This window comes from Enterobacter cloacae complex sp. 277I4 (assembly GCF_050031465.1).
Classification (GTDB): Bacteria; Pseudomonadota; Gammaproteobacteria; order Enterobacterales; family Enterobacteriaceae; genus Enterobacter; species Enterobacter cloacae.
In genome coordinates this window covers 3349698-3373098 of record NZ_JBLGWC010000001.1, presented here as the reverse complement: position 1 = coordinate 3373098, position 23401 = coordinate 3349698, and the positions used below count along the sequence as shown (strand labels likewise).

16 protein-coding genes are annotated in these 23401 nt (G+C 52.1%); 13 read left to right on the top strand and 3 right to left on the bottom strand.

The window, feature by feature from the left end; genetic code table 11:
• Positions 1-37 precede the first annotated feature (37 nt).
• From ACQG19_RS16535 to ACQG19_RS16510, 6 genes are all read left to right on the top strand, one after another.
• Positions 38-2530 carry a TcfC E-set like domain-containing protein gene (locus ACQG19_RS16535; protein WP_222168766.1) on the top strand — a complete coding sequence of 831 codons (2493 nt, stop codon included), beginning with the start codon at positions 38-40 and terminating at the stop codon, positions 2528-2530.
• A 4-nt stretch (positions 2531-2534) separates the two neighbouring features.
• Positions 2535-4151, top strand: a complete 1617-nt coding sequence (locus ACQG19_RS16530; RefSeq protein WP_023622609.1) for a hypothetical protein — start codon at positions 2535-2537, stop codon at positions 4149-4151.
• Positions 4152-4168: 17 nt separating this feature from the next.
• Complete coding sequence (locus ACQG19_RS16525; RefSeq protein WP_013097894.1) at positions 4169-4843, top strand: hypothetical protein; 675 nt, start codon at positions 4169-4171, stop codon at positions 4841-4843.
• A gap of 153 nt (positions 4844-4996) precedes the next feature.
• Positions 4997-5677: a winged helix-turn-helix domain-containing protein gene (locus ACQG19_RS16520; RefSeq protein WP_426725963.1), complete on the top strand. Its 681-nt coding sequence runs from the start codon at positions 4997-4999 to the stop codon at positions 5675-5677.
• A complete protein-coding gene (locus ACQG19_RS16515) occupies positions 5652-6125 on the top strand; it encodes a hypothetical protein (RefSeq protein WP_038420142.1) in 474 nt (157 codons plus the stop codon). Before ACQG19_RS16520 ends, ACQG19_RS16515 begins: the two co-directional genes overlap by 26 nt.
• Positions 6126-6494: 369 nt before the next feature.
• Positions 6495-7982: an EAL domain-containing protein gene (locus tag ACQG19_RS16510; protein ID WP_426725962.1), complete on the top strand. Its 1488-nt coding sequence runs from the start codon at positions 6495-6497 to the stop codon at positions 7980-7982.
• A 51-nt stretch (positions 7983-8033) separates the two neighbouring features.
• Here the strand turns inward: ACQG19_RS16510 and yegD are convergent, their stop codons facing one another.
• Positions 8034-9386, bottom strand: a complete 1353-nt coding sequence (gene yegD, locus ACQG19_RS16505) for a molecular chaperone (protein WP_058651722.1) — start codon at positions 9384-9386, stop codon at positions 8034-8036.
• Positions 9387-9516: 130 nt separating this feature from the next.
• Between yegD and alkA the strand changes: the two genes are divergently transcribed.
• A complete protein-coding gene (gene alkA / locus ACQG19_RS16500; RefSeq protein WP_047351627.1) occupies positions 9517-10389 on the top strand; it encodes a DNA-3-methyladenine glycosylase 2 in 873 nt (290 codons plus the stop codon).
• On the opposite strand, the gene ACQG19_RS16495 is transcribed toward alkA, so the two are convergent.
• Complete coding sequence (locus ACQG19_RS16495; RefSeq protein ID WP_038420943.1) at positions 10354-13683, bottom strand: diguanylate cyclase; 3330 nt, start codon at positions 13681-13683, stop codon at positions 10354-10356. The genes alkA and ACQG19_RS16495 overlap by 36 nt on opposite strands.
• Before the next feature lie 344 nt (positions 13684-14027).
• On the opposite strand from ACQG19_RS16495, the gene udk reads away from it, so the two are divergent.
• The 3 genes from udk to asmA all read left to right on the top strand — a co-directional run bounded on the left by udk (position 14028) and on the right by asmA (position 17212).
• Positions 14028-14669, top strand: coding sequence for a uridine kinase (udk, locus tag ACQG19_RS16490; protein ID WP_008500855.1), 642 nt, complete (start codon positions 14028-14030; stop codon positions 14667-14669).
• Between the two features lie 88 nt (positions 14670-14757).
• On the top strand, positions 14758-15339 hold the full coding sequence (gene dcd, locus ACQG19_RS16485; RefSeq protein WP_013097886.1) for a dCTP deaminase: 582 nt from the start codon (positions 14758-14760) through the stop codon (positions 15337-15339).
• Between the two features lie 22 nt (positions 15340-15361).
• Positions 15362-17212, top strand: coding sequence for an outer membrane assembly protein AsmA (asmA, locus tag ACQG19_RS16480; RefSeq protein ID WP_058683299.1), 1851 nt, complete (start codon positions 15362-15364; stop codon positions 17210-17212).
• A gap of 88 nt (positions 17213-17300) precedes the next feature.
• On the opposite strand, the gene ACQG19_RS16475 is transcribed toward asmA, so the two are convergent.
• The gene (locus ACQG19_RS16475) at positions 17301-18884 is read right to left on the bottom strand and encodes a TerC family protein (RefSeq protein ID WP_029881804.1); all 1584 of its coding nucleotides are present in this window, start codon (positions 18882-18884) and stop codon (positions 17301-17303) included.
• Between the two features lie 691 nt (positions 18885-19575).
• On the opposite strand from ACQG19_RS16475, the gene ACQG19_RS16470 reads away from it, so the two are divergent.
• The 3 genes from ACQG19_RS16470 to wzc are packed head-to-tail and all read left to right on the top strand — an operon-like array spanning position 19576 to position 23330.
• Positions 19576-20715, top strand: a complete 1140-nt coding sequence (locus ACQG19_RS16470) for a polysaccharide export protein (RefSeq protein ID WP_014170829.1) — start codon at positions 19576-19578, stop codon at positions 20713-20715.
• 6 nt (positions 20716-20721) lie between these two features.
• A complete protein-coding gene (wzb, locus tag ACQG19_RS16465; protein WP_020690185.1) occupies positions 20722-21165 on the top strand; it encodes a low molecular weight protein-tyrosine-phosphatase Wzb in 444 nt (147 codons plus the stop codon).
• A gap of 2 nt (positions 21166-21167) precedes the next feature.
• Positions 21168-23330 carry a tyrosine-protein kinase Wzc gene (gene wzc, locus ACQG19_RS16460; protein WP_013097881.1) on the top strand — a complete coding sequence of 721 codons (2163 nt, stop codon included), beginning with the start codon at positions 21168-21170 and terminating at the stop codon, positions 23328-23330.
• The last annotated feature ends 71 nt before the right edge of the window (positions 23331-23401 follow it).

The following is a 23401-nucleotide window of genomic DNA, read 5'->3' as shown; positions in this document are numbered from 1 at the left end:
GGTGCCAATAATAAAATGCTGAAGTGTAAGGATGCATATGTCATTTAAATATTTTATTGGAGGGAGTGTATTTCTCTCTTTAGCGTTAACACCAGGGGCAGTTCATTCCGCCCCCGTTAAAATTGGTCATTATGTCATTCCTGGTACTTTTGCGCGCTCTCTGGAGCAAGGGATGACAGTTCCGGTGTTTATTCGGTATCAAGAGACGGACGAAAAAAGCCAGCAAAAAATTGCTGATGCGGTGATCTCATTGGTTGACGGGAATATTACAGTCAAATCGATAATGGTTTCTGACTTGCCAAACAATGCTGTGCTGGCGGATAAAACGCGCGAGATGGTAGAAAAAATAGGCAATGTGAAATTTAAAGACAACACCGCTATTGCCCTTACGCCTGAAGCACGTCTTCAACTGAACATTTCATCGTTCCACCTGGAGATGATCGTCAGCAGGGACGCGTTGACCGAGGCTGTTGTGGCGCGCAGCTCCTTGTTAGGTCCGTCAAGCGTTGACCGGTTAACTAACGTGCTCAATTACAGTTTTGGTACCTATTACAATGATTATCAAAACGGCAACAGTTCACGCAGCTATTTAACGCTGGATAATACAACGTCACTTCGTGAGCACCATTTTAATATTAATGGTTCGGTATATGGTATTGGTGAAAGTAATGGTTCCAGCAACGTTTATCGGGCGATGTACGAGCGCGATTACGAAGGTTATCGCCTGGCATTAGGAATGCTTGATACGTGGAATGTCCAGTCTATTGCCAGTCTTAACGCCTTAAACGGCGGAAAAATCTACGGTGCAAGCTACGGAAATAAAGGCAGCACCGTTGTCGAAAATACCTCCCTTTCGCTGACCCCGATTACGGTCTTTTTACCGGCAGCAGGGGAGGTGCATGTATTTCGTGACGGACGCCTGCTGAGCGTTCAGAACTTTAACATGGGCAGCTACGAAATTGACACCAGCCGTTTCCCTTACGGGGTGTACGACGTTACGGTGGATATTGTCGTCAATGGGCGCACGGTCAATACCCGCATGAGTCGCGTAAATAAAATCTTCTCACGCCAGCAGGCGGCGGGGCTGCATGAGATCTCATGGCAGGTCTTTGGCGGTTCGCTTGATTACGATCGCGTCAGTTATAAGCGCAATCATTACCGTGACTTAGGCAGTGAACAGAGCTGGATTGGAGGGGGCGCGGCTTCTCTGACGCTGGCGGTGCTTTCCGGCCTGAATATGAAGTCAACGCTTTACGGTTTTGATTCCAATGCGGTTAACGAAACTGATATCACGTTAAATGTGAACGAATACGTGAGTGTGGGTGCGCAAACGATGCTGACAAATGATGGAACCTGGCGAAATGTCAGCAATGTGAATGTCAGCGCACCCGGTGGATTTGGCTCAGTGTGGGCCTCTCGGGAAGACAGCAAAATTGGTGACCGTTTGCCGGTGCAAGAACGTGATAACTACTCCATTGGCGGCACGATCAACCTGGGAAGCGTTATTCCACACGGAGGATCGCTAACGCTAAGCCAGACGGAAAACCGCTATTCAGGCAATAAGTATCGCAATATAGATTACAGCACAACACTTTATGCCGGACGGTATGCCACTGTCGGTCTGCGGGCGGGTGTACAGCGCTACTTCTATAACAACACGAATGATGACGGTCGTCAGGAGCGTTATGTCAGCCTGGACTTCTCGTTACCACTGGCCTCCTGGTTAAGTGTGGGCGCATCGCGCGATCGTTACGGTGCGACGCAGGGCAATATCAGCGCTCGTAAACAGTTTAAAGATGGCCCAATCACCTCAGCAGGCGTTTCTGCCTCGACGCGCCTGAGCGGAGAGCAGAATTACGGCAACGATTATTCCGTCAATGGCAATGTCAGTTACAGCACCCAATATAACGCCGGGACGGTCTCTGTCACTCGTTCAGCAGATAACTCGACTAACATGAACTTCTCTTCTCTCGGGGCAATAGCCTGGGCTGGCGGTGATGTTGGTCTGAGTAATGAGCGACAACGCTCGGGGATCATTGTTAAAACGGGTCTGGCAGGCGATGGAAAACTGGCAGCAAAAGTCAATAACCGCAATTACCTGTTGAGCGGTAAATCGACCTTTATTGCGCTCCCTCCGTATGCGCAATACAAACTGGAAATTATGAACGACCGGAACTCCGAAGACAGCTTCGATATTGTTTCCGGACGCAAACACGCGATGAACTTGTATCCAGGGAATGTGAGCGTTGTTGCACCGGAAGTGAAAAGTATGGTGACCGTATTTGGTCGCGTCCGCTATCCCGATGGGCAACTGGCGGCGAACACAGATATCCATAATCACATAGGCAAAACTCGGACTGACGGGAAAGGTGAGTTTGCGATCGATATCGATAAAAAGTATCCCATCATTACCCTGGTATCAGCTAATGGAAGTATCTGTGAAGCCGATTTGGATCTGGATAAAGCCAGGGGGGCCGCGTGGGTGGGTGATGTTAAATGTGCACTGCAATCGACAATGGCGAAGAGGTAATTCTATGAAAAAAAGTGCAAATATTATTATTCCTTTACTCATTGTCGGTGCCTTAACACCCTTTACAGCGAAAGCGTTGACGGCGACATCCTCCGGATCTGTCAGTAATAATTTTATGTTTATCGAAAATGCCATTGATGGTGAGTATTTTATTACTCCTTCCTCGCTTGATCCACGTTTCAGCGGGTCGAATACCTGGGTGAAATATGGAACTTCCCAGGTAAGTCTAGGCTATTTAGGCTACGTAGGTTGGCTGGCACCGGCGAATAACTATCAGGATATGTGGATTGATAATTCCCCAATCGATGGACCGTTTAGCGGTATTCGTTGCTACAGTGGAACGCAGTGCCCAACGACAGGGTATATTACGGGTCAGGGAACGGACAGCAACGGTTTCTACCATGCTCAGGTCGGGTCTGTCGCCGGTGTGGTCGGCGGGGCATATGGGTTTGCCTCCCTGAGTGACTCTGCCTACGAATATTTCCGCAATATGGCCACCGGAAGTAGCGAAACATATGTTTTCAATCGCTGTTATACCTCGGTCAATTATGATTACGCGGCAGGCGAGCGCTGCAAAGATCAGTCCTCAGGACGCTGGAACTACGTAAACTACACGTTAACCAAACGCGGCCATCTGGCACTGGAATCGACCAGCGCCTTCCAGGAACTGTGGATCGCCAGCGACGGCACGCCGAGTATTACCAATGATTCAGGTGCCTGTGAGTTGGGCGTCGTCAGTAACGTGAGCGGTGTTATCTGCAAAATGGTCAGCTATAATCTTCAGCAGACAGCTAACCTGACGGCATCATTGACGTTCAGGGCGTATGTGGATTCAACAGCGCTTGGATTTACCCCTGCAGCGGCCACCGTGCGGTATTCCGGTAATGGCTCCACATGGTATAACTTCAGTGCATCGACGGCGTATTACAACGTGTTCACCACCAGCGGTGAATATGTGTACCTCTTTTTGTCGCAGACATTTCTCAAAAATCTGGTCAATGCGGGCGTCAGTATTACGAATAGCCAGCCGTTTACCTTTGCGTTTACTAATGCTCTAACACCTGAGTCAGGTTATTACCAGTTCACGCCTTCGTTACAGCTTAATATCGTACCTAAGGAGTATGGGATAAGTATTATTTCATCTAATAATACAACGTCTGCTAGCGGTAGCGGCACTATTGGCGAGGATACGCCAATAAGAATGGATTATACCGTTACTGTTTCAGGCCCTCGCCAGGCTGACAGCATTACCGCGCAAGTTATTGGCGATAGCACAACGTTAAATGACACGCCGTACTGCCTGTTTACGTCCGCACAAGGTGGAGTAAGTGTACCGATACCGGCCTATCTTGAGTATAACAACCAGTCAGGTAGTGTGACTCAGGCAAGAAATAGCTGTGGTGAAGCGGCCATAAGCCTGAATGATGCTCTGTGGCAACAAACGCCCTGGGACGCCAACAACACTGATGACGGGAGTTACTTCAATACCCGTTTATCACTGCTCTTTCCGATGGACGATTCTCGCTCTGCTTTAACGGTATCAGGTTCTGACTGGGAAGGCGTGGTCAGCGCCAGTGGGGAGATAAAAGTCATGGCGAACTGGGTAGGGGTGACAAAATGACCGGATGGCGTGTGGCTATGATCGTTACTGGTTTGGCTCTCCTGGCGTTATTTAGCCTGCCCGCACGCGCCTTGTATCTTGATTCAACCATTTTTGACATGGCGGCGGATAAATCCTTTATCAGCAAACGTGTTTTTAATGACAGCCACAAGCAGAATATTTACAGCATTTCGGCGGTGAAAATTGATAAGCCCGGGCCTGGCGGGGAGCGTCGCCAGGCTATCGAAGAGGGCGAATTACTGTTTGCACCGCTTAATTTCTCGCTTGCACCGGATGCAGGAGAGTTTTTCAAGATTTTCTATCGTGGTCCGCAGGATGACAAGGAGCGCTACTACCGTGTGCAGTTTACTGAAATGCCCATCACCCTTTTCCCGGAGCGCAACAGGGGTAAAAAGAGCGAAGCGATACCAGCTATCGCACTGGAAACCATTCTGGTTGTTCGGCCACGAAAAATGAATTTGCATTATATGCTGGATGAGCAGAAAGGGGTTCTTGAAAATACAGGAAATACCTTTTTTAAAATCATTGTTCAAAAGGGGTGCAATTCGACCGATGATGAAGCGACCATTCGCTATATTCTACCGGGAGAAACGTACCGAAGCCCCGAACTGAAAGCACAAAATAAAAAATTTATAGTGGCTTTGCAAAAGTATATCCCTGTTGGTAGTGGATGTTTTACACATGCCTCATAAAATTGGAACAAACTATTCTTGTATTGCTAACTATCTGGTGTGAATATATTCTGTATCGTATGTGAATCTCGTCAAAGATAAAAATAAGAGTTTATCTTCAAATAAATAATTAACGGTCAGGTTTTATACGATTCAGAGCAGAGGGTATTAAGTGTGCAAGGTGAAAGGATTATCCTCTCTGCACCAACCTCAAGGTTACTGGAACTTTTTATTGATAATAACTATAAGCAAGTAAACCGGGAACTGATCATCGAAGAGGTCTGGGGAAAACATGGCATGATACCCTCAGGGCATAGCCTTAATAAAAGCGTGAGCATATTGCGCAAAGCTTTTTCATCGTTAGGCTTGAACAATATAATCGTCACGATCCCGCGCGAAGGGTTCCTTTTTCAGGCCCGGGTCAGCAGCGTGAATGATGATATCAAGAGTAAAAGAATAACGACCACCCAGTTAGATATTGTTGATAAGGCTTTGCAGTATAGACGGTGGCCGCAGCTTATCCTATGGTGTGTTTTCACTTTTACTGTCTGTGCAGTTATGGTTTTTTTTCTCATATTAATGTTTCGCAATAACGATGGGGTTGTACATATATTGAAATCCGGCTCGTGTGATTTTTACACCACAGATGATAATTCATCAGTGAAGTTATCCCGATTTTTAAATTCACCAAATTGGCAAAAACACAGTTCCATTTGTGAAGGAAGAGATAAAGTCATCATATTTTATGATGACAATAACTTATCGGCAGGTAATAAACTGAAAGAGTATTTCCTTAGCGTGTGTAAAATGGAGCAAAAAGGAACGGTGCATGAGTGCGAAAATTATCTTTATTAGTATGTTCGCTGCGGTTATGGTGATATTTCTTTTTTTGCTTAATTGCCCTCGTATTCCATCGGCTTTTGTGTGTACGGCTAAAAGCCATGTTTTTCTCCATACTCAAAAAGAGGGGGTGAGCATTGAAGGTGAGGTTTTGTTAGTTTTGAGGATTTCGTCTGCAGAGGAAGGTGCTTTCTCACAAGTTGGGGTGCTGGATGTTAACGGTAAACATTATGCTATTAATCGCTCCACTACGTTGAGCTTCCTTAGAGAAGACAGTGATGGTTATTTGCGTACGCAACGCATTGCGGTGGTAAAAAATGATAACGATGACTTGCCTGATGAAATAACCAACCTGCTCATGTCTAAGCAACAACTCTTTTATTACAAGATCATACATATCACCGATAACGTTTATGGGATCAGGGATCTACGGCGCACGCTGATGGTCTGTCGAGCAAAGTAACGTGACAATGAGACTTCTCTTTGGCGTGATTCTCTTCATCTTGTGAGTTTCATAGACATTAATTCTGTACTTTTTCTTTTTATTCTTATTTTATTTTGTCTGGTTCTGAATGTAAGTGCATTAATTTGTACTGTATTAGGATAAGGAAAATTTCTGTATCTGCTGCGGAAATATTCTTATCATTGTGGAAAAAATATGATCTTGACGGAGGGAGGGACCATTAAGATTAACCATTTCTTGTTCTTGTTTTATTAAGGCGGATATTGTCTACCGGGCATTGGATGTTTTGCGAAAACCAAAGCAAATATAATCTTTCTCTCTGTACGATAGAAGGAAGCGATTTTCAATTAAACTTTTACGGTGATAATTATGAACACGAAAAAGGTCTTTCTGCTCAGTTACGACATTTATCTTTTCTCAGGAATAAGATCATTTCTGCCTAATCTGGTACTCGTTGATTCTGGAACGTTTGTTTCTGATTCAGACATTTTAATGCCACAGTACAACAGCTGTTTGTTAATCATTGATAACAGAGTGCCATTTTGTATAATACAAAAATGGCTGCAAAGAAATAGCAGCCAGTTTATCTATGTTAACAGTGTTGTTCTCACGATGAGTAAAAGTAAATGTATCAATCGAGGCTGTGAAAATAGTGAGTCTGTTAACGCTAAAGTAAGCTGTAATAGCCTTATTTCTGTTCTAAAGACTAAATTGATGTCAAATGTGCAGGGGGGCGCTCCGTCAACATTGGGCTACGTTGATAGATTCCATTTAAGTGATTTTGAACAAGAGATGATTTACGCCTCTTTCACTAAAATGGGGCTGGAAGAATTTTGTAAGGCAAATTCTTTAACGCCAAAATCGCTCTATCGTTATCGAGATAAAATAACTCATCGCCTGAGTTTTGATAACTTTAATGAGACTATAATTTATCTTTCCAGAAATGGTTTTTTGGCAGAACGATGGGGGGCACATGACAACAAGAAAAGCCAAACAATGACAGAGGGTATATTTGATAGCAACGAAGCTAATAGATTAACTCTGGCTTTGAAAAATGATGAGATTGTGCCTTATTTTCAACCCATCCTCGGAAGTAAAGGAGAGCTGTGTGGCGTTGAGGTGCTGGCGCGGTGGCCTTCAGGCGACAACTATGCCATTTCTCAACGTGAGTTCATCCCGCTGGCGGAAATTAGTGGTCAAATAAACGATCTGACAAGTTATCTGATGAATAAGGTCGCGAGTCATTTAAATCACGATATTACCTGGCAGGGACAGTCTTTTTTTGTGGCGTTTAACGTGAGCCCCTCAAATTTGAGTAACCCTGTTTTCTATTGGGAATGCCTCAATTTTTTGGAATTAACGGAATCACTGCCAATAAAATTGATGATTGAGATTACTGAAAACCAGACACTGGTAGTCACGCCTGCAATAAAAGAGTTAATCCGTTCGTTACATAACCGGGGTGTCCTCTTTGCTCTGGATGATTTTGGAACGGGATACGCCAATCTGTGTTGTCTGAATGAACTCGAGCTGGACGTGATTAAGATTGATAAGATCTTTATCAAAGGGATCCATGCAGAAGATCAGACGCTGCCGATGCTGGAATCGATCATTAATCTGGCTGGCATTCTGGGGTTACGTACTGTTGCAGAGGGCGTGGAGTATGCCTGTCAACGCGAATGGCTTATCGCCCATAAGGTTGATTTCCTGCAGGGGTATTATTTCATGCCACCTATGGCACTGGCTGAATTTCATCGCTATATGCAGCAGTATGGCTCCGCAGCAATAGGGTCTGCATGGAGGAGAAAAAGACTAAATTCAGACCCAATGCAAGTGGAGCGTTGTCGCTCACTATAGATACCGATACTGAGGCCCCACGAGATGATCGAGGGGCCTCAGTTTGTGTATTTAACTAAACATCACCTGCGCCCAGCGCGCCAGCCCCGCCGTGACGGAGCCAAAGTCATCGCCGCCGGCAATTGGAATGCCCGGCAGCTGTTCTGCCAGCGCTTTCTTGATCAGCGGCGAACGGGCGCTACCGCCGGTCAGGTAAATCACGTCCGGCTTCTCTTTGCCGTTCTCCAGCGCCAGTTGCACCTGTTCCAGAATGCGCTGCAGCGGCTGGGCGAGCGCGGTTTCCAGTCCTTCCTGAGAAATGGCGGTTGCCAGATCTTCACTGATAAACGGCAAGGAAACCGCGTGCTCCGGGCGATCGGAGAGGGCGATTTTGCTCTCTTCGGCAGTACGCACCACGCGATAACTCAGACGCTGACGCCAGACTTTGTAGAGCAGGGCGACCTTGTCGGCCTCCCGGGCATCGCGCACCATATCGTTCAGGAAGCGGCCATTCGCGCTGCTGTAAAAATCGCTCTGCGCGGGGACGTCGTTGATGGCGATAGCGTTCCACCAGGGCAGGATCGGCAGGGCGATCCCTTTTTCCGTTTGCCCACCCATGCCCAGCAGTGGCATCAGGCTCTTAAAGGCGAGCGCGATATCCAGATCGTTACCGCCCACGCGGCAGCCGCTGTGCCCCAGCAGGCTGTTTTCGCGGTCACGACGGTTATGCCACTGCGGCCCCATCAGCAGCAGTGAGCAGTCGGTGGTGCCCCCGCCGATGTCGACGACCAGCACGCGCTTCTCTTCTGTCAGCGTGGCTTCAAAATCCAGCCCCGCCGCCACCGGCTCATACTGGAATACCACGTCGCGAAAGCCCGCGCGGTGCGCGGCACGCTCAAGGATCCCCTGCGCCTGCTGGTTAGCCTCGTCGCCACCCAGCCCCTGGAAGTTGATCGGACGGCCAATGACCGCCTGATCGATCGCCTCCGGTACCTGGGTTTGCGCCTGATTGCGAATGTGCAGCATCATGGCGCAGACCAGATCTTCAAACATCGCCACCTGCTGCGGCTTCAGCCCGCTGGCGCCGAGAAACGATTTTGGCGATTTAACGAAGTAGACCTCTTCCGGGTCGTCAATGTAGTGTCCGAGCGACGAGAGGCCGAACTGGACGCTCGACGGTGTGACGTCGATATCTTCTTCGCGGTTAAAACTGACGGCCCGGCGCAGCAACGCTTGTGATTCCGCCGCCGTGGCCGGAACCTGATGGTGGCGGAACAGCCATTCGCTGACCGCTTCGCGGGTTGGTGCGCAGAGCATTGACGGCAGCAGCGTACTCTGGTTTTCCATTTTCAGGAGCAATGGTTGTCCGTTTTGCATAATCGCAACCGAACAGTTCGCCGTACCGTAGTCGAATCCAATAAACACGATTAATCCCCATGCCAGTGAGAAGGGGCGAGACTTTAGCGGAATGCCCGACCGGCGACAACAGGAATATGAAAGCAAGGCGAAACAAGGCCTTTCGGTTTATGCTGAGGTGAACAAAAAAGGAGTGACAATGTATACCCTGACCTGGCAACCCCCTTATGACTGGCAATGGATGTTTGGCTTTCTTGGCGCGCGTGCGGTGGAGGGGATCGAGACGGTTACCGAACGCTACTACGAGCGCAGTTTCACCTGCCAGCGGCACCAGGGGATCTTTCGCGTCACCCCGGATCTGAACACCCATACGCTCAACGTCACGCTTAGCCCGGGGTTAATCCCGGTTGCGCAGACCTGTCTTGAACGCATCGCAGGTCTGTTCGATCTTGCCTGCGATCCGCAGCAAATTCAGCAGGCGCTGGGCGACCTTGGCGCTGCGCGACCAGGGTTGCGCTTACCGGGGGCGATGGATGCCTACGAGCAGGGCGTGCGGGCGATCCTGGGGCAACTGGTCAGCGTGGCGATGGCGGCGAAGCTGGCCTCACGGGTGGTAGCCCTGTGCGGCGAACCTGTAAAAGATGCGCCGGGCTATCTGTGCTTTCCCACACCTGAGGTGCTGGCTGCGGTGGATCCGCTGGCGCTGAAGGCCCTCGGCATGCCGGTCAAACGGGCGGAGTCGTTGATTCATCTGGCCCGCTCCGTGGTCGACGGCACGTTTCCGCTGTTCCCGCCTGCGGATATTGAGGCCGGGATGAAAGCCTTACAGCAGCGGCCGGGGATAGGGCGCTGGACAGCAAATTACCTTGCCCTGCGCGGCTGGCAGGCGAAAGATGTGTTCCTGCCGGATGACTACCTGATTAAGCAACGCTTTGCTGGCATGACGCCTGCGCAAATTTGCCGCTACGCCCAGCGCTGGCAGCCGTGGCGCTCTTACGCCCTTTTGCACATCTGGTATACCGACGGCTGGACGCCATCAGTTGATGGCGAAATAGCTGGTGTTCAGCAGTAGATCCAGCGGCTGCGGCTCACCGATGGTGTCACCGAAAATAAAATCAACGCCGATGCCGGAGAGCGTATCCATCATGATGGGTTGGTTACACGGACCGGCGATGGTACGCATCCCCAGACGCTGGGCATGGCCCTGAATAATGGTAACCATCATCTCATCCATCAGGTTGCCGTGCACATTGGTCACCACTTCGGCGTCCAGCATCAGATAATCAGCCACGTTGGCACCAAGGTGGCTAAAGAGCTCCATGTTGCGTCCCGCCTGGCTGAGCACCACGCGGCAGCCAGCGTGGCGGAGCTTTTGTAGCCCCGTCTGGACGTTTGGATCCGGGTTTGCCACAACGTCGATCGCGATGACCAGATGCAGCAGACGGCCCGGTAAAGGCCCTTTATCCAGCAGGTCGAGCAATTCGTCGATCAGCGTGGTGCTGGCTAAACCCGCGGCGGACAGGGGAAGGGCGACCCCGAGGCCTTTTTTGGCAACCGGAGCGGCATACGCGCGGAAGAATTCGCTAAATATACGGCGGTCCAGCGCATGTAAAAGCTCAGGCTCCGCCAGGCCGGAACGGAAGGCGTGCTCTTCCAGCACTTCTCCCTGGCTGGTCCACAGGCGCAGCGAAATCAGCCAGAAGTTGCAGCTTTCCGGGATGCGCGGGGAGGCCACGCTGCGGGCGATCATCATCAGATGGTTGTCTTTGATCATATGCCACTGTTCATCAAGCGACATCATGCTGCGCGCGCTGTGGGCCCGCTCCTGCTGCGGCTCGTACACTGTCACCACGCCGCGACCGTTGTTTTTCGAGGCGTAGCAGGCAATGTCGGCCTGGGACATGACTTCCGAGGCCTGATGATTATTTTCATCAATCAGCGTGATCCCCGCGCTGGCGCCGATCCGGTGCAGGCGGCCCTCCCACATAAAGTGATAGTCGTTGATGGTATGGACCAGCCGACCCGCAATATAGCGGGCACTTTCAATATTGCAGTCCGGCAGCAGCAGCCCGAATTCATCCCCGCCCAGACGCGCCAGCACGTCGCTGGAGCGCAGCATGGTCAGCATCAAGGACGCAAGCTCCCGCAACAGGGCGTCACCCGCCGCGTGGCCTGCGGTATCGTTGACGGCTTTGAAGCGATCAAGATCGATAAACACCAGCGCATGTCGCTGGCGCGTCTCCTGAACGGTTTGCAGCAGCCGCTTGAGGTGATTTTCGAAACTGACCCGGTTTGCCAGATGGGTGAGGGCATCGTGAGAAGCGCTATAACTGAGCTGACGCAACATTTTGCGCGATTCGGTGACGTCCTGAATAACCAGCACCGAGCCGATATTCTGCCCGTCCAGCGTGCTGAGTGGGGTGATGCTGTAATGGATATCAAAAACGCCGCCGGTACGGCAGTTCAGCACCACATCCTGCTCGATATCTGAACGGGACATATCGCCGCTGTGAATATTCTCCATCAGCGGCCCTTTTTCGCCGAAGGTGATATGCAGAACCTTCAGCACCGGCTGGCCGATGGCCTCGGTTTGCAACCAGCCGCTCATTTTCTCTGCGACCGGGTTCATAAAGGTGACATTCATGTCGACATCGGTACACAGCACTGCTTCGCCGATGGAGTCGAGGGTAATATGCAAACGCTCTTTTTCCTGGAACAGGGCCTCATTGAGCTGCTTCACTTCGGTCATGTCCATATTGATACCGAGCAAGCGTTCGACTTCCCCCTGTTTGTTCAGGACCCGGTTCGCCAGGGAGCGAATATGGCGTACCCCCTCTTTCACGCGAATACGGAATTCAAGCTTAAACGGCAGCCGTGAAATGAGTGATTCCCGAAGCACTTTTTCCGCATGGGCACGATCTTCAGGCAGCATCGTATCGTGCCAGAGCTGCCACGTAGGTTTGATGTGCGGCGGGATTTCATACAGCTCAAACATCCGCTTATCCCAGCTGATGATGTCCGGCTCCAGATCCCACTCCCAGATGCCAATGCCGCCCGCTTCATTGGCAAGGGTAATGCGCTCCATCAGCCGTTTATTGACCCATTCGGTCTGCTTCAGATCGTTAATATCTTCAATCTGGGCAATGAAATAGAGCGGTGAACCGTCGGCATGACGTACAACCGAGACCGCAAGCAGCGCCCAGACCACTTCGCCGCTGCGGGTATAGTAGCGTTTCTCAAGGGTGTAGGTGTTGATATCCCCGTTGACCAGTTGTTCAAGCTGTTCGAGATCGGTGTGCAGGTCTTCCGGCCAGGTTAGCTGCTGGAAGGTGAGCGACTGCAGCTCCGTCTGGCTGTAGCCGAGAAAGTTACACAGCGCTTTATTGGCCTGCAGCCATTGGCCGTCAATGCTGACCAGCGCCATGCCAATGGCGGAATACTCCATCGCATTACGAAAACGCTCTTCACTTTCAGTGATGTGTTTTCGCTCTGCGCGAAAGGCATACATCACCATGGTCATGACGTTGGCTGGCAGAAGCAGCATCAGGAACGGCAGCCAGGGGGCGTTCAGCATCGCGCCGGTGTGCTGCGTAGTCAGCGCCTCCGGGTTATGGGCAATCATCAGCGAAACCACCATCACGGTGACCAGAAACACCATAAAGGCTTCCATGCGCGGCAGGCGCACAGCGCTCCACATCAGCAAGACAATGACGCAGGTAAAAGGCCACGGCAGCCAGACGATGGCCGCCCAGCTAAGGACCAGCGTCACGGCCATGGTTACCAGCGTTTCCAGCAGCAGCTTCGGGTCTCGATGGCGCAGGAGATAGTGCGGCTTAAACAGTAACCCTAATGGCACCAGGGCCAGTGCGCCAACCGCTTCAGACAAGACCCACACGAGGAAATTACGCAGCGGCTCCGGGCTGGGTATCAGTAAATGCACCAGCACACCGCCCACCAGCGGGGGGATCAGCGCGCTGCCGATGGCCAGGCGGATCCAGTCATTCAGATTCTGCAGCGGGTTGTACCAGGGGAGCAGTTTGCGCAGTAATAATGCACCAACTACCGCTTCCACCACGTTAATGGCGGTATAGGTCGGATTAATCGACGACCAGGAGAAGAGCATCCACGAGGCCAGAATATTGCCAAACGAACAGGCCAGAGCAATACCGGGCCACATTTTTCCGGCGTGGCGATAAAACGCCACCATCATAATGGCGGTGGGAAACCAGAGCGGAGCCAGCAGCGCGCCGAAGCGGGTCAACTCCAGCGAAAAAAGGGTAAAGATAAAGGTGACCAGGCCCAGACAGACAAGTCGCATAAGAGGATGTGGGGTGGTAACCAAAACCCGCTGGTGTTGTTTATTCATTACCGCTTTATCCAGAGACGCCATGCCGTCAGGAGTGAAGGTCCGGACGAGTGAATGTGCTAATTTGGTTTATGCTAGTACAAACAATTTACAATTCATATGGCGACTGCTCATAATTTGACATCATAGATTTATTAAATAGTTAGTGTTTAAAAAAATCCTGTTAAACGCTGAAAAAACGCGCGTAAAAATTTCACTCAGGGAACATGACGTCACTTTTCAGCCTGTCTCGCATAACCTGCGCTTTCGACTGGTATCACGCCCGTGAAATCCCTATAATTGCCGCGTTTGACGCTCCGGCGTCGTCCTTCCTTAACATCCAGGTTAATCAGGTCGCTAAATTTATGACTGATAAGTCTCATCAGTGCGTCATTATAGGCATTGCCGGCGCATCGGCTTCAGGTAAAAGTCTTATTGCCAGTACGCTTTACCGCGAACTGCGTGAACAAGTTGGTGATGAGCACATCGGCGTCATTCCCGAAGACAGCTATTACAAAGACCAATCCCATCTGTCGATGGAAGAGCGCGTAAAAACGAACTATGACCATCCTAATGCCATGGATCACAGCTTGTTGTTCCAGCATTTAGAAGCGCTCAAGAGCGGCCAGGCGATTGAACTGCCTGTTTATAGTTACGTGGAACATACCCGCACGCAGGAAACGATTCGCATTGAGCCGAAGAAGGTGATTATCCTTGAAGGCATCCTGCTTCTGACCGACGCGCGTCTGCGCGAGTCAATGAACTTCTCCATCTTTGTTGATACCCCGCTGGACATCTGCCTGATGCGCCGCATCAAGCGTGACGTAAACGAACGTGGCCGTTCAATGGACTCCGTCATGGCGCAGTACCAGAAAACCGTTCGCCCAATGTTCCTGCAATTTATTGAACCATCCAAACAATACGCCGATATTATCGTGCCGCGCGGAGGCAAAAACCGCATTGCCATTGATATCTTAAAAGCGAAAATCAGCCAGTTTTTTGAATAAGCCGCGCGAATTGTGTACCGTTCAGAGATAACCTGCTTTGCCCTGAGTCATTATCCTCAGGGCACGATGCACGAAAGGAGAGAGTGCCATGCGTCTTTGTGATCGCGATATAGAAGCCTGGCTGGATGAAGGCCGCCTGTCTATTACCCCACGTCCACCCGTGGAGCGTATCAATGGTGTCACCGTTGATGTGCGACTGGGGAATAAATTCCGCACCTTCAGCGGCCATACCGCACCGTTCATCGACCTTAGCGGGCCGAAGGATGAAGTCAGCGCCGCGCTTGATCGCGTGATGAGTGACGAAATCGTTATCGACGAAGGCGAGGCCTTTTATCTGCATCCGGGCGAGCTGGCGCTGGCGGTGACCTTTGAATCGGTGACGCTGCCCGCGGATCTGGTGGGCTGGCTCGATGGCCGTTCCTCTCTGGCGCGTCTGGGGTTGATGGTACACGTGACCGCGCACCGTATCGATCCAGGCTGGTCGGGCCGAATCGTGCTGGAGTTTTTCAACGCCGGTAAACTGCCGCTGGCGCTGCGCCCGGGCATGATGATTGGTGCGCTGAGCTTTGAACCGCTGACGGGTCCGGCCGATCGTCCTTACAACCGCCGTCAGGACGCAAAATACCGCGACCAGCAGGGTGCGGTTGCCAGCCGTATTGATAAAGACTGATCGTTAGTCCATTGAGGATGCCATGAGAAGAGTTCTGACAACGCTGATGATTTTGCTGGTGGTGCTGGTTGCTGGCCTTTCAGCGTTGGTTCTGCTGGTTAACCCGAATGATTTCCGCGCCTATATGGTGCGGCAGGTCGAAGCCCGCAGTGGTTATCAACTGAAGCTGGATGGGCCGCTGCGCTGGCACGTCTGGCCCCAGCTCAGCATTCTCTCTGGCCGCATGTCGTTAACCGCGCCGGGGGCTGCTCAGCCCCTGGTGTCTGCCGATAACATGCGCCTTGATGTGGCGTTAGTTCCGCTCTTTTCGCACCAGTTGCAGGTCAACCAGGTGATGTTAAAAGGCGCGGTGATTCAGCTTACCCAGCAAACTGAAGCCGTGCGTAACGCGGATGCGCCGGTTGCGCCGCGGGAAAATACCTTACCTGATGAACCGTCAGATACGGGCTGGTCATTCGATATTGGCAAACTGAAGGTGGCCGATAGCGTGCTGGTTTTCCAGCATGAAGACGATGAGCAGGTCACCGTACGGAATATCAATCTCAAAATGGAGCAGGATGAGCACCATCTTGCTTCGCTGGAGTTTAGCGGACGGGTCAACCGCGATCAGCGCGATCTCACTTTGTCTCTGAATGCCAGCGTCAATGCGTCGGATTATCCGCACCAGCTTACCGCCGACATTCAGCAGCTGAACTGGCAACTGACAGGAGCCGATCTCCCTGCCCAGGGGATTGCCGGTCAGGGAACGATGCAGGCCGTCTGGCGTGAAGAGTTAAAACAGCTTGAGATGAATAATCTCAACCTGCAGGCGAACGACAGCAGCCTGAAAGGGCAGGCGAGCGTCATTCTGGAGGCGAAGCCGAAATGGGTGCTCAATCTGCAGTTTGACAAGCTCAATCTGGAAAACCTGCTTCCTCCGCCTCCGGCGAGCGCTACGGACAACGATCCCGCGCAGCTCGGGCAAAACCAGGGGAAACAGACGCGTCCGGTTATCTCGTCTAATCTCGATCAGCCGGACTATAACGGTCTGCGGGGCTTCACGGCGGACATTCTGCTGAAGGCCAACAGCCTGCGCTGGCGCGGTATCGATTTCACCGACGTGAGCAGCCAGATGTTCAACCAGAACGGTTTGCTGGTGATCTCCGAACTGAGCGGCAAAATGGGCGCCGGGCACCTTTCCCTGCCGGGCACGCTGGATGTGCGTAAAGAGGCCTCGACTGCGGAATTTCAGCCGCGTCTCGACAACGTTGAGATTGGCACCATCCTGAAAGCCTTTGACTACCCCATCTCCATGACGGGTCAACTGACGCTGGCGGGGGATTTCTCGGGCACGAAGATCGATGCTGATGCTTTCCGCCGCGACTGGCAGGGGCAGGCTCACCTTGAACTGAAAGATGCCCGCATGGAAGGGCTCAACTTCCAGCAGCTGGTACAGCAGGCGGTGGAGCGTAGCAGCGATGTTAAAGCACAGGAAAATTACGACAGCGCCACGCGTCTCGACAGCTTTAGCAGTGACCTGACGCTCGACAATGGGCAGCTATCTCTGAACGGCATGCAGGGGACCTCCTCACTGTTGTCATTAACCGGCGAGGGCAAGCTGGATCTGGTAAAAGAGACGGCAGATACCCACTTCAACGTTCAGGTGCTGTCCGGCTGGAAGGGTGAAGGTAAGCTGATCGACTTCCTGAAAGAGACGCCGGTACCGCTGAGCGTATATGGCCAATGGCAGTCGCTGAACTACAGCCTGCAGGTGGATCAGATCCTGCGCAAGCATCTGCAGGATGAAGCCAAACGTCGGTTGAACGACTGGGCGGATCGCAATAAAGACACCCAAAACGGGAAGGACGTGAAGAAGCTGCTCGATAAGCTTTGATGTTCGTTGTGCCGGGTGGCGGCTGCCAGTGCGGCCTGATGCCCTCACCCCATCCCTCTCCCACGGGAGAGGGAGCAACGTGTTTTTCCTACACCTCAAAATCCATCTCGTCTTCGTCGCGCAGCGGTATCAGCTGCACCTTCTGCACGCGATGGTTTTCAATCTGCAGCGTCTTGAGCATATAGTCGCCTACCTGAACTTCTTCACCCGGCTGAGGAATGCGCTGCAGATACTCCATCAGCAGACCTGCAATGGTGTGATACTCGCGCTTTTCATCCAGCGGCAGGGGAACATACTGGACCAGGTCTTCAAGCGGCATATGGCCGTTGGCCGTCCATGAACCGTCCGCGTTTTTCTGAATGTCGTGGCGCGCATCGATTTCATCCACTTCGTTTGGCAAATTACCGGCGATGGTTTCCATCACGTCGCTGAGCGTGACCAGCCCCTCAACCGAACCAAACTCATCCACCACAAAGGCAAAGTGCGTACGCGCGTTACGGAATTGCTCAAGGGCAGAGAGCAGCTGCAGCCCCTCCGGGAACACCAGCGGCTGGCGCACCAGGGCGCGCAAATTGAGTGCCTCACCGTGCAACTGCTGTTGCAGCAGGTCAATGACGTGCACCACGCCCAGCAGCTCCTCTTCTTCGTCACCCCCCGTCACGACCACCCGGGTATGCTGGTTTCTGTCCAGCAGGGCGCGGATCTGCTCTTCCGGGGCGGTGAGGTCGATATGTTCGATGTCATGGCGCGACGTCATGATGCTGCTGACCGTGCGCTGGTTAAGATTGAGCACCCGCTCAATCATCAGTCGTTCCTGCGGGTTGAAGATCTGCCCGTCACTGTGATCGGCCAGCATCGCGGAAGATTCAGCATCCAGCTCCGCATCTTCTTTCTTCCCGCTGAGCAGGCGCATCACCGTGTCGGCGGTGCGTTGACGTAATGTCTGATTTGCCGAGAGGAAGCGGCGGCGGTTGAAAATCGCCAGCTGGTTAAGCGCCTCAATCATGACGGAGAAACCAATGGCGGCGTAGAGATAGCCTTTCGGAATGTGGAACCCAAAGCCGTCGGCCACCAGGCTAAAGCCAATCATTAACAGGAAACTCAGGCAGAGAATGACAATGGTCGGGTGGCTGTTCACAAACCGGGTCAGCGCTTTACTCGCCATCACCATCAGCGTAATGGCAATGATCACCGCAGCCATCATCACCGCCAGATGGTCGACCATCCCGACGGCGGTAATGACGGAATCCAGGGAGAAGACCGCATCGAGCACCACAATTTGCGCCACCACCGGCCAGAATTTAGCCCCACGCCGCTGGGTGGGGTTTTCGCTGTCTTTGCCTTCGAGCCGCTCGTTCAGTTCTACCGTGGCTTTAAACAGCAGGAACAACCCGCCGAAGAGCATGATCAAATCACGCGCGCTAAAGCTCAGGCCGTGAACGGAGAAAAGGGGCTTTGTCAGGGTCACCAGCCAGGAGATTGAGGCCAGCAGCAGCAGTCGCATCACCATCGCCAGCAGCAGGCCCGTTACGCGCGCACGGTCGCGCTGCGCCGGGGGGAGTTTTTCGGCGAGGATGGCGATAAAGACCAGGTTATCAATACCGAGCACTAATTCGATGACGACCAGCGTAACCAGCCCGGCCCAGATTGATGGATCGGCAATCCATTCCATAGTAATCGCAATACCTTCTGTTATATGAGCAATGTCACACTTCGATCATGGATAAAGCCAGGGGAAATTGCAATGCCGGGCTGAGATTTCTCTTAATACGATCCGGCAAAAAGGAAGAACAATGCGGAATCTGTAAATAAGCTAAATACGTAGATTTAATTACGGCGAACGCATTTTAGGATATATCGCAATAAATGGTTTTTATTTTAATTTTGTCAATATAAAGAAAATCCTAAAACGTCAAAACTTTGCTCTTAATATTAATCTTAAAAACCGTTATTAGGACAGTTGTCTCCTTGCCTGCTATTAGGTTAGCTGCAACAATTCTCCCAGCATCAAATGTTAAATCTCCTTGTTGCTATTATTGTTCCGGTCTTCAGTGATGGTTATTCATTATCTGCCGTGTATCGCAAGCGGCTGATATATTTCCAGAAGGCCTTATCAAAGAGGGTGTCTATCCATAACGCATTGTTTAGTCAGTGGATTGGTAACTGAAAGCCAAGGGCGGTAGCGTGCCTGAAAGCGTGTGAATCAGCCTCGATTATTCTGTCAATAGCCAATGGATGAATAAGCTTTTTTTAGGACTGATGCCAGTTATATTTCTATTTGAACAACTGCATGCTGAAAGCCAAATCGACCCGGCTTATTTAATTGCACAGGATAATTACTCTGCCAAAGTGATAAATAATCAATGATGAAATCCAAAATGAAATTGATGCCATTATTGGTGTCTGTGACCTTGATGAGTGGTTGTACAGTCTTTCCCGGCAGCAATATGTCAACAATGGGTAAGGATGTGATCAAACAACAGGATGCTGATTTTGATCTCGACAAAATGGTGAATGTTTATCCACTGACACCACGTCTGGTCGAACAATTACGTCCGCGTCCAAATGTTGCGCAGCCGAATATGTCTCTGGACCAGGAAATTGCCTCCTACCAGTACCGCGTAGGTCCGGGTGACGTGATTAACGTTACCGTGTGGGACCATCCGGAATTGACCACGCCAGCGGGCCAATACCGCAGCTCAAGCGACACCGGTAACTGGGTGCAGTCTGATGGCACCATGTTCTATCCCTATATCGGCAAAGTACACGTTGCCGGGAAAACCCTTGCCGAAATCCGTAGTGATATTACCGGCCGCTTAGCGCAGTACATCGCCGATCCGCAGGTGGACGTTAATATCGCCGCATTCCGTTCGCAAAAAGCCTATATCTCCGGACAGGTGAACAAATCTGGCCAGCAGGCCATCACCAACGTGCCGCTGACCGTGCTGGACGCCATTAACGCCGCGGGCGGTTTAACCGACGGTGCCGACTGGCGCAACGTCGTTCTGACCCACAACGGTAAAGAACAACGCATTTCTCTGCAGGCACTGATGCAAAACGGCGACCTGACCCAGAACCGTCTGCTCTATCCGGGCGACATTCTGTATGTACCGCGTAATGACGATCTGAAAGTCTTCGTGATGGGTGAAGTGAAGAAACAGAGCACCCTCAAAATGGACTTCAGCGGCATGACCCTGACCGAAGCACTGGGTAATGCAGAGGGTATCGATCTCACCACCTCTAATGCCACCGGTATCTTCGTGATCCGTCCGCTGAAAGGCGAGGGCAGTGCGAAAGGCAAGATTGCCAATATTTACCAGCTGGATATGTCCGATGCGACTTCTCTGGTAATGGCAACGGAGTTCCGCCTCCAGCCTTATGACGTGGTGTATGTCACCACCGCACCGGTTGCCCGCTGGAACCGTCTGATCAACCAGTTGCTGCCAACCATCAGTGGCGTTCGCTACATGACGGATACGGCGCGCGACATTCATACCTGGTAATCCGCGATGTTTAATAAAATTCTGGTGGTATGCGTGGGGAACATTTGCCGTTCCCCAACGGCTGAGCGGTTGCTGAAACACTACCAGCCCGAGCTCACCGTCGATTCTGCAGGGCTGGGCGCGCTGGTCGGTAAAGGTGCCGATGAAAGCGCCGCGAGCGTGGCCCGCGATCACAACCTTTCTCTTGACGGGCACTGCGCCCGCCAGGTCACCGGCCGCATGTGCCGGGAGTATGACCTGATCCTGACGATGGAAAAACGCCATATTCACTCGCTATGCGAAATCGCACCGGAGATGCGCGGCAAAGTGATGCTGTTTGGTCACTGGGAAAACGAACGCGAAATCCCCGATCCCTATCGCAAAAGCCGTGAGGCCTTTGAGGCGGTGTATACCTTACTTGACCAGTCTGCCCGTCAGTGGGCGCAGGCACTGAAAGCTCAGCAGGGATAACAATGACAGAAAAAACAAAACCTTCTGCCGCCCCGATTTCGGGCAGTGATGAAATCGATATTGGTCGCCTGGTCGGCACCGTCATAGAGGCGAAGTGGTGGGTACTTGGGATCACCGCCGTGTTTGCCGCCGCGGCGATCGTCTATACGCTGTTTGCGACACCCATCTACAGCGCCGATGCGCTGGTGCAGATTGAGCAGAACACCGGCAACTCGCTGGTGCAGGATATTGGCTCTGCCCTGGCGAACAAACCGCCTGCCTCCGAGGCCGAAATTCAGCTGATCCAGTCGCGTCTGGTGCTGGGCAAAACGGTTCACGATCTGGGGCTTGATATCTCCGTCACCAAAAATACCTTCCCGATATTTGGTGCCGGCTGGGATCGCCTGACCGGGCACAGCAACGACACGGTTAAAGTTACCGACTTTGTGCTACCGAAAGGGAGCGCGGATCAAACCTTTACCCTCACCGTGCTAGGGCCGAAGCAGTATCAGCTGACCAGCGACGCGGGCTTCAGCGCGCGCGGTGAAGTGGGGCAGATGCTGACAAAAGATGGCGTCAGCATGAAGGTGAGCGCTATTCAGGCGCAGGAAGGCAGCGAGTTTACCGTCACCAAATTCTCCACCCTGGGGATGATCAACAATCTGCAAAACAACCTGACGGTCACCGAAAATGGCAAGGACACGGGTGTCCTGAGCATGACCTTCACCGGTGAAGATAAAGATCAAATCCGCGAAATTCTCAACAGCATTACCCGCAACTACCTTGAGCAGAACGTCGAACGCAAGTCGGCTGAAGCGGCGAAAAGCCTGGCCTTCCTCGCCAGACAGCTCCCGGAAGTACGCGCACGTCTGGATGATGCAGAGAACAAACTGAACGCGTTTCGTCAGGATAAAGACTCCGTCGATCTGCCGCTGGAAGCGAAATCGGTGCTCGATTCGATGGTCAACATTGATGCGCAGCTCAACGAGTTGACCTTCAAAGAGGCGGAAATTTCTAAGCTCTACACCAAACGTCACCCGGCCTATCGCACGCTGCTGGAAAAACGTCGCACCCTCGAAGAGGAGAAAGCGAAGCTTAATGACCGCGTCACCGCGATGCCAAAAACGCAGCAGGAAATTGTGCGTCTGACCCGCGACGTGGAATCCGGCCAGCAGGTCTATATGCAGCTGCTGAACAAACAGCAGGAGCTGAAGATTACCGAAGCCAGTACCGTCGGCGACGTGCGTATTGTTGACCCGGCCATTACCCAGCCTGGCGTACTGAAGCCGAAGAAAGCGCTGATTATCCTCGGCAGCATTATCCTCGGCCTGATGCTCTCCATTGTTGGTGTGCTGCTGCGTTCGCTGTTCAACCGCGGTATCGAAAGCCCGCAGGTGCTGGAAGAGAATGGTATCAACGTTTACGCCAGTATCCCGCTCTCCGAATGGCAGAAATCGCATGACCGGGTCAAAAGCGTCAAAGGCGTCAAGCGTTACAAGCAGAGCCAGCTGCTGGCAGTGGGTAACCCGACGGACCTGGCAATTGAAGCGGTGCGCAGCCTGCGTACCAGTCTCCACTTCGCCATGATGCAGGCCAAAAACAACGTACTGATGTTAACCGGTGTCAGCCCGTCGATAGGTAAGACCTTTGTCTGTGCCAACCTGGCGGCGGTGGTCAGCCAGACCAATAAACGGGTGCTGCTGATCGACTGCGATATGCGTAAGGGCTATACCCACGAGCTGCTCGGGACCAATAACGTCAACGGTCTGTCGGAAATCCTGCTTGGCAAGGGTGAGATTAGCCAGAGCGCAAAACCGACCAGCATCCCGAAATTTGACCTCATTCCACGTGGTCAGGTGCCGCCAAACCCATCCGAACTGTTGATGAGCGACCGCTTTGCCGAGCTGGTGGAGTGGGCGAGCAAAAACTATGACCTGGTGCTGATCGATACACCACCAATTCTGGCCGTGACCGATGCGGCCGTGGTCGGTCGCCTGGCGGGAACCACGCTGATGGTGGCGCGCTATGCGGTGAACACCCTGAAGGAAGTGGAAACCAGCCTGAGCCGCTTCGAGCAGAATGGCATTGAGGTGAAAGGGGTGATCCTGAACTCCATCTTCCGCCGTGCGACCGGGTACCAGGATTACGGGTATTACGAGTACGAATATAAGTCTGACAGCAAATAACAATCCCCCTCACCCTAACCCTCTCCCGAGGGGAGAGGGAACTGCCCGGTGCAGCTATTCTCCCTCTCCCT

What these genes read in the sequence shown, in the direction of transcription:
- ACQG19_RS16535 (WP_222168766.1), top strand. Translation starts at nt 38, where the DNA reads ATGTCATTTAAATATTTTATTGGAGGGAGTGTATTTCTCTCTTTAGCG.
- ACQG19_RS16530 (WP_023622609.1), top strand. Translation starts at nt 2,535, where the DNA reads ATGAAAAAAAGTGCAAATATTATTATTCCTTTACTCATTGTCGGTGCC.
- ACQG19_RS16525 (WP_013097894.1), top strand. Translation starts at nt 4,169, where the DNA reads ATGATCGTTACTGGTTTGGCTCTCCTGGCGTTATTTAGCCTGCCCGCA.
- ACQG19_RS16515 (WP_038420142.1), top strand. Translation starts at nt 5,652, where the DNA reads ATGAGTGCGAAAATTATCTTTATTAGTATGTTCGCTGCGGTTATGGTG.
- ACQG19_RS16510 (WP_426725962.1), top strand. Translation starts at nt 6,495, where the DNA reads ATGAACACGAAAAAGGTCTTTCTGCTCAGTTACGACATTTATCTTTTC.
- alkA (WP_047351627.1), top strand. Translation starts at nt 9,517, where the DNA reads ATGTATACCCTGACCTGGCAACCCCCTTATGACTGGCAATGGATGTTT.
- ACQG19_RS16495 (WP_038420943.1), bottom strand. Translation starts at nt 13,683, where the DNA reads ATGAATAAACAACACCAGCGGGTTTTGGTTACCACCCCACATCCTCTT.
- udk (WP_008500855.1), top strand. Translation starts at nt 14,028, where the DNA reads ATGACTGATAAGTCTCATCAGTGCGTCATTATAGGCATTGCCGGCGCA.
- dcd (WP_013097886.1), top strand. Translation starts at nt 14,758, where the DNA reads ATGCGTCTTTGTGATCGCGATATAGAAGCCTGGCTGGATGAAGGCCGC.
- asmA (WP_058683299.1), top strand. Translation starts at nt 15,362, where the DNA reads ATGAGAAGAGTTCTGACAACGCTGATGATTTTGCTGGTGGTGCTGGTT.
- ACQG19_RS16475 (WP_029881804.1), bottom strand. Translation starts at nt 18,884, where the DNA reads ATGGAATGGATTGCCGATCCATCAATCTGGGCCGGGCTGGTTACGCTG.
- ACQG19_RS16470 (WP_014170829.1), top strand. Translation starts at nt 19,576, where the DNA reads ATGATGAAATCCAAAATGAAATTGATGCCATTATTGGTGTCTGTGACC.
- wzb (WP_020690185.1), top strand. Translation starts at nt 20,722, where the DNA reads ATGTTTAATAAAATTCTGGTGGTATGCGTGGGGAACATTTGCCGTTCC.
- wzc (WP_013097881.1), top strand. Translation starts at nt 21,168, where the DNA reads ATGACAGAAAAAACAAAACCTTCTGCCGCCCCGATTTCGGGCAGTGAT.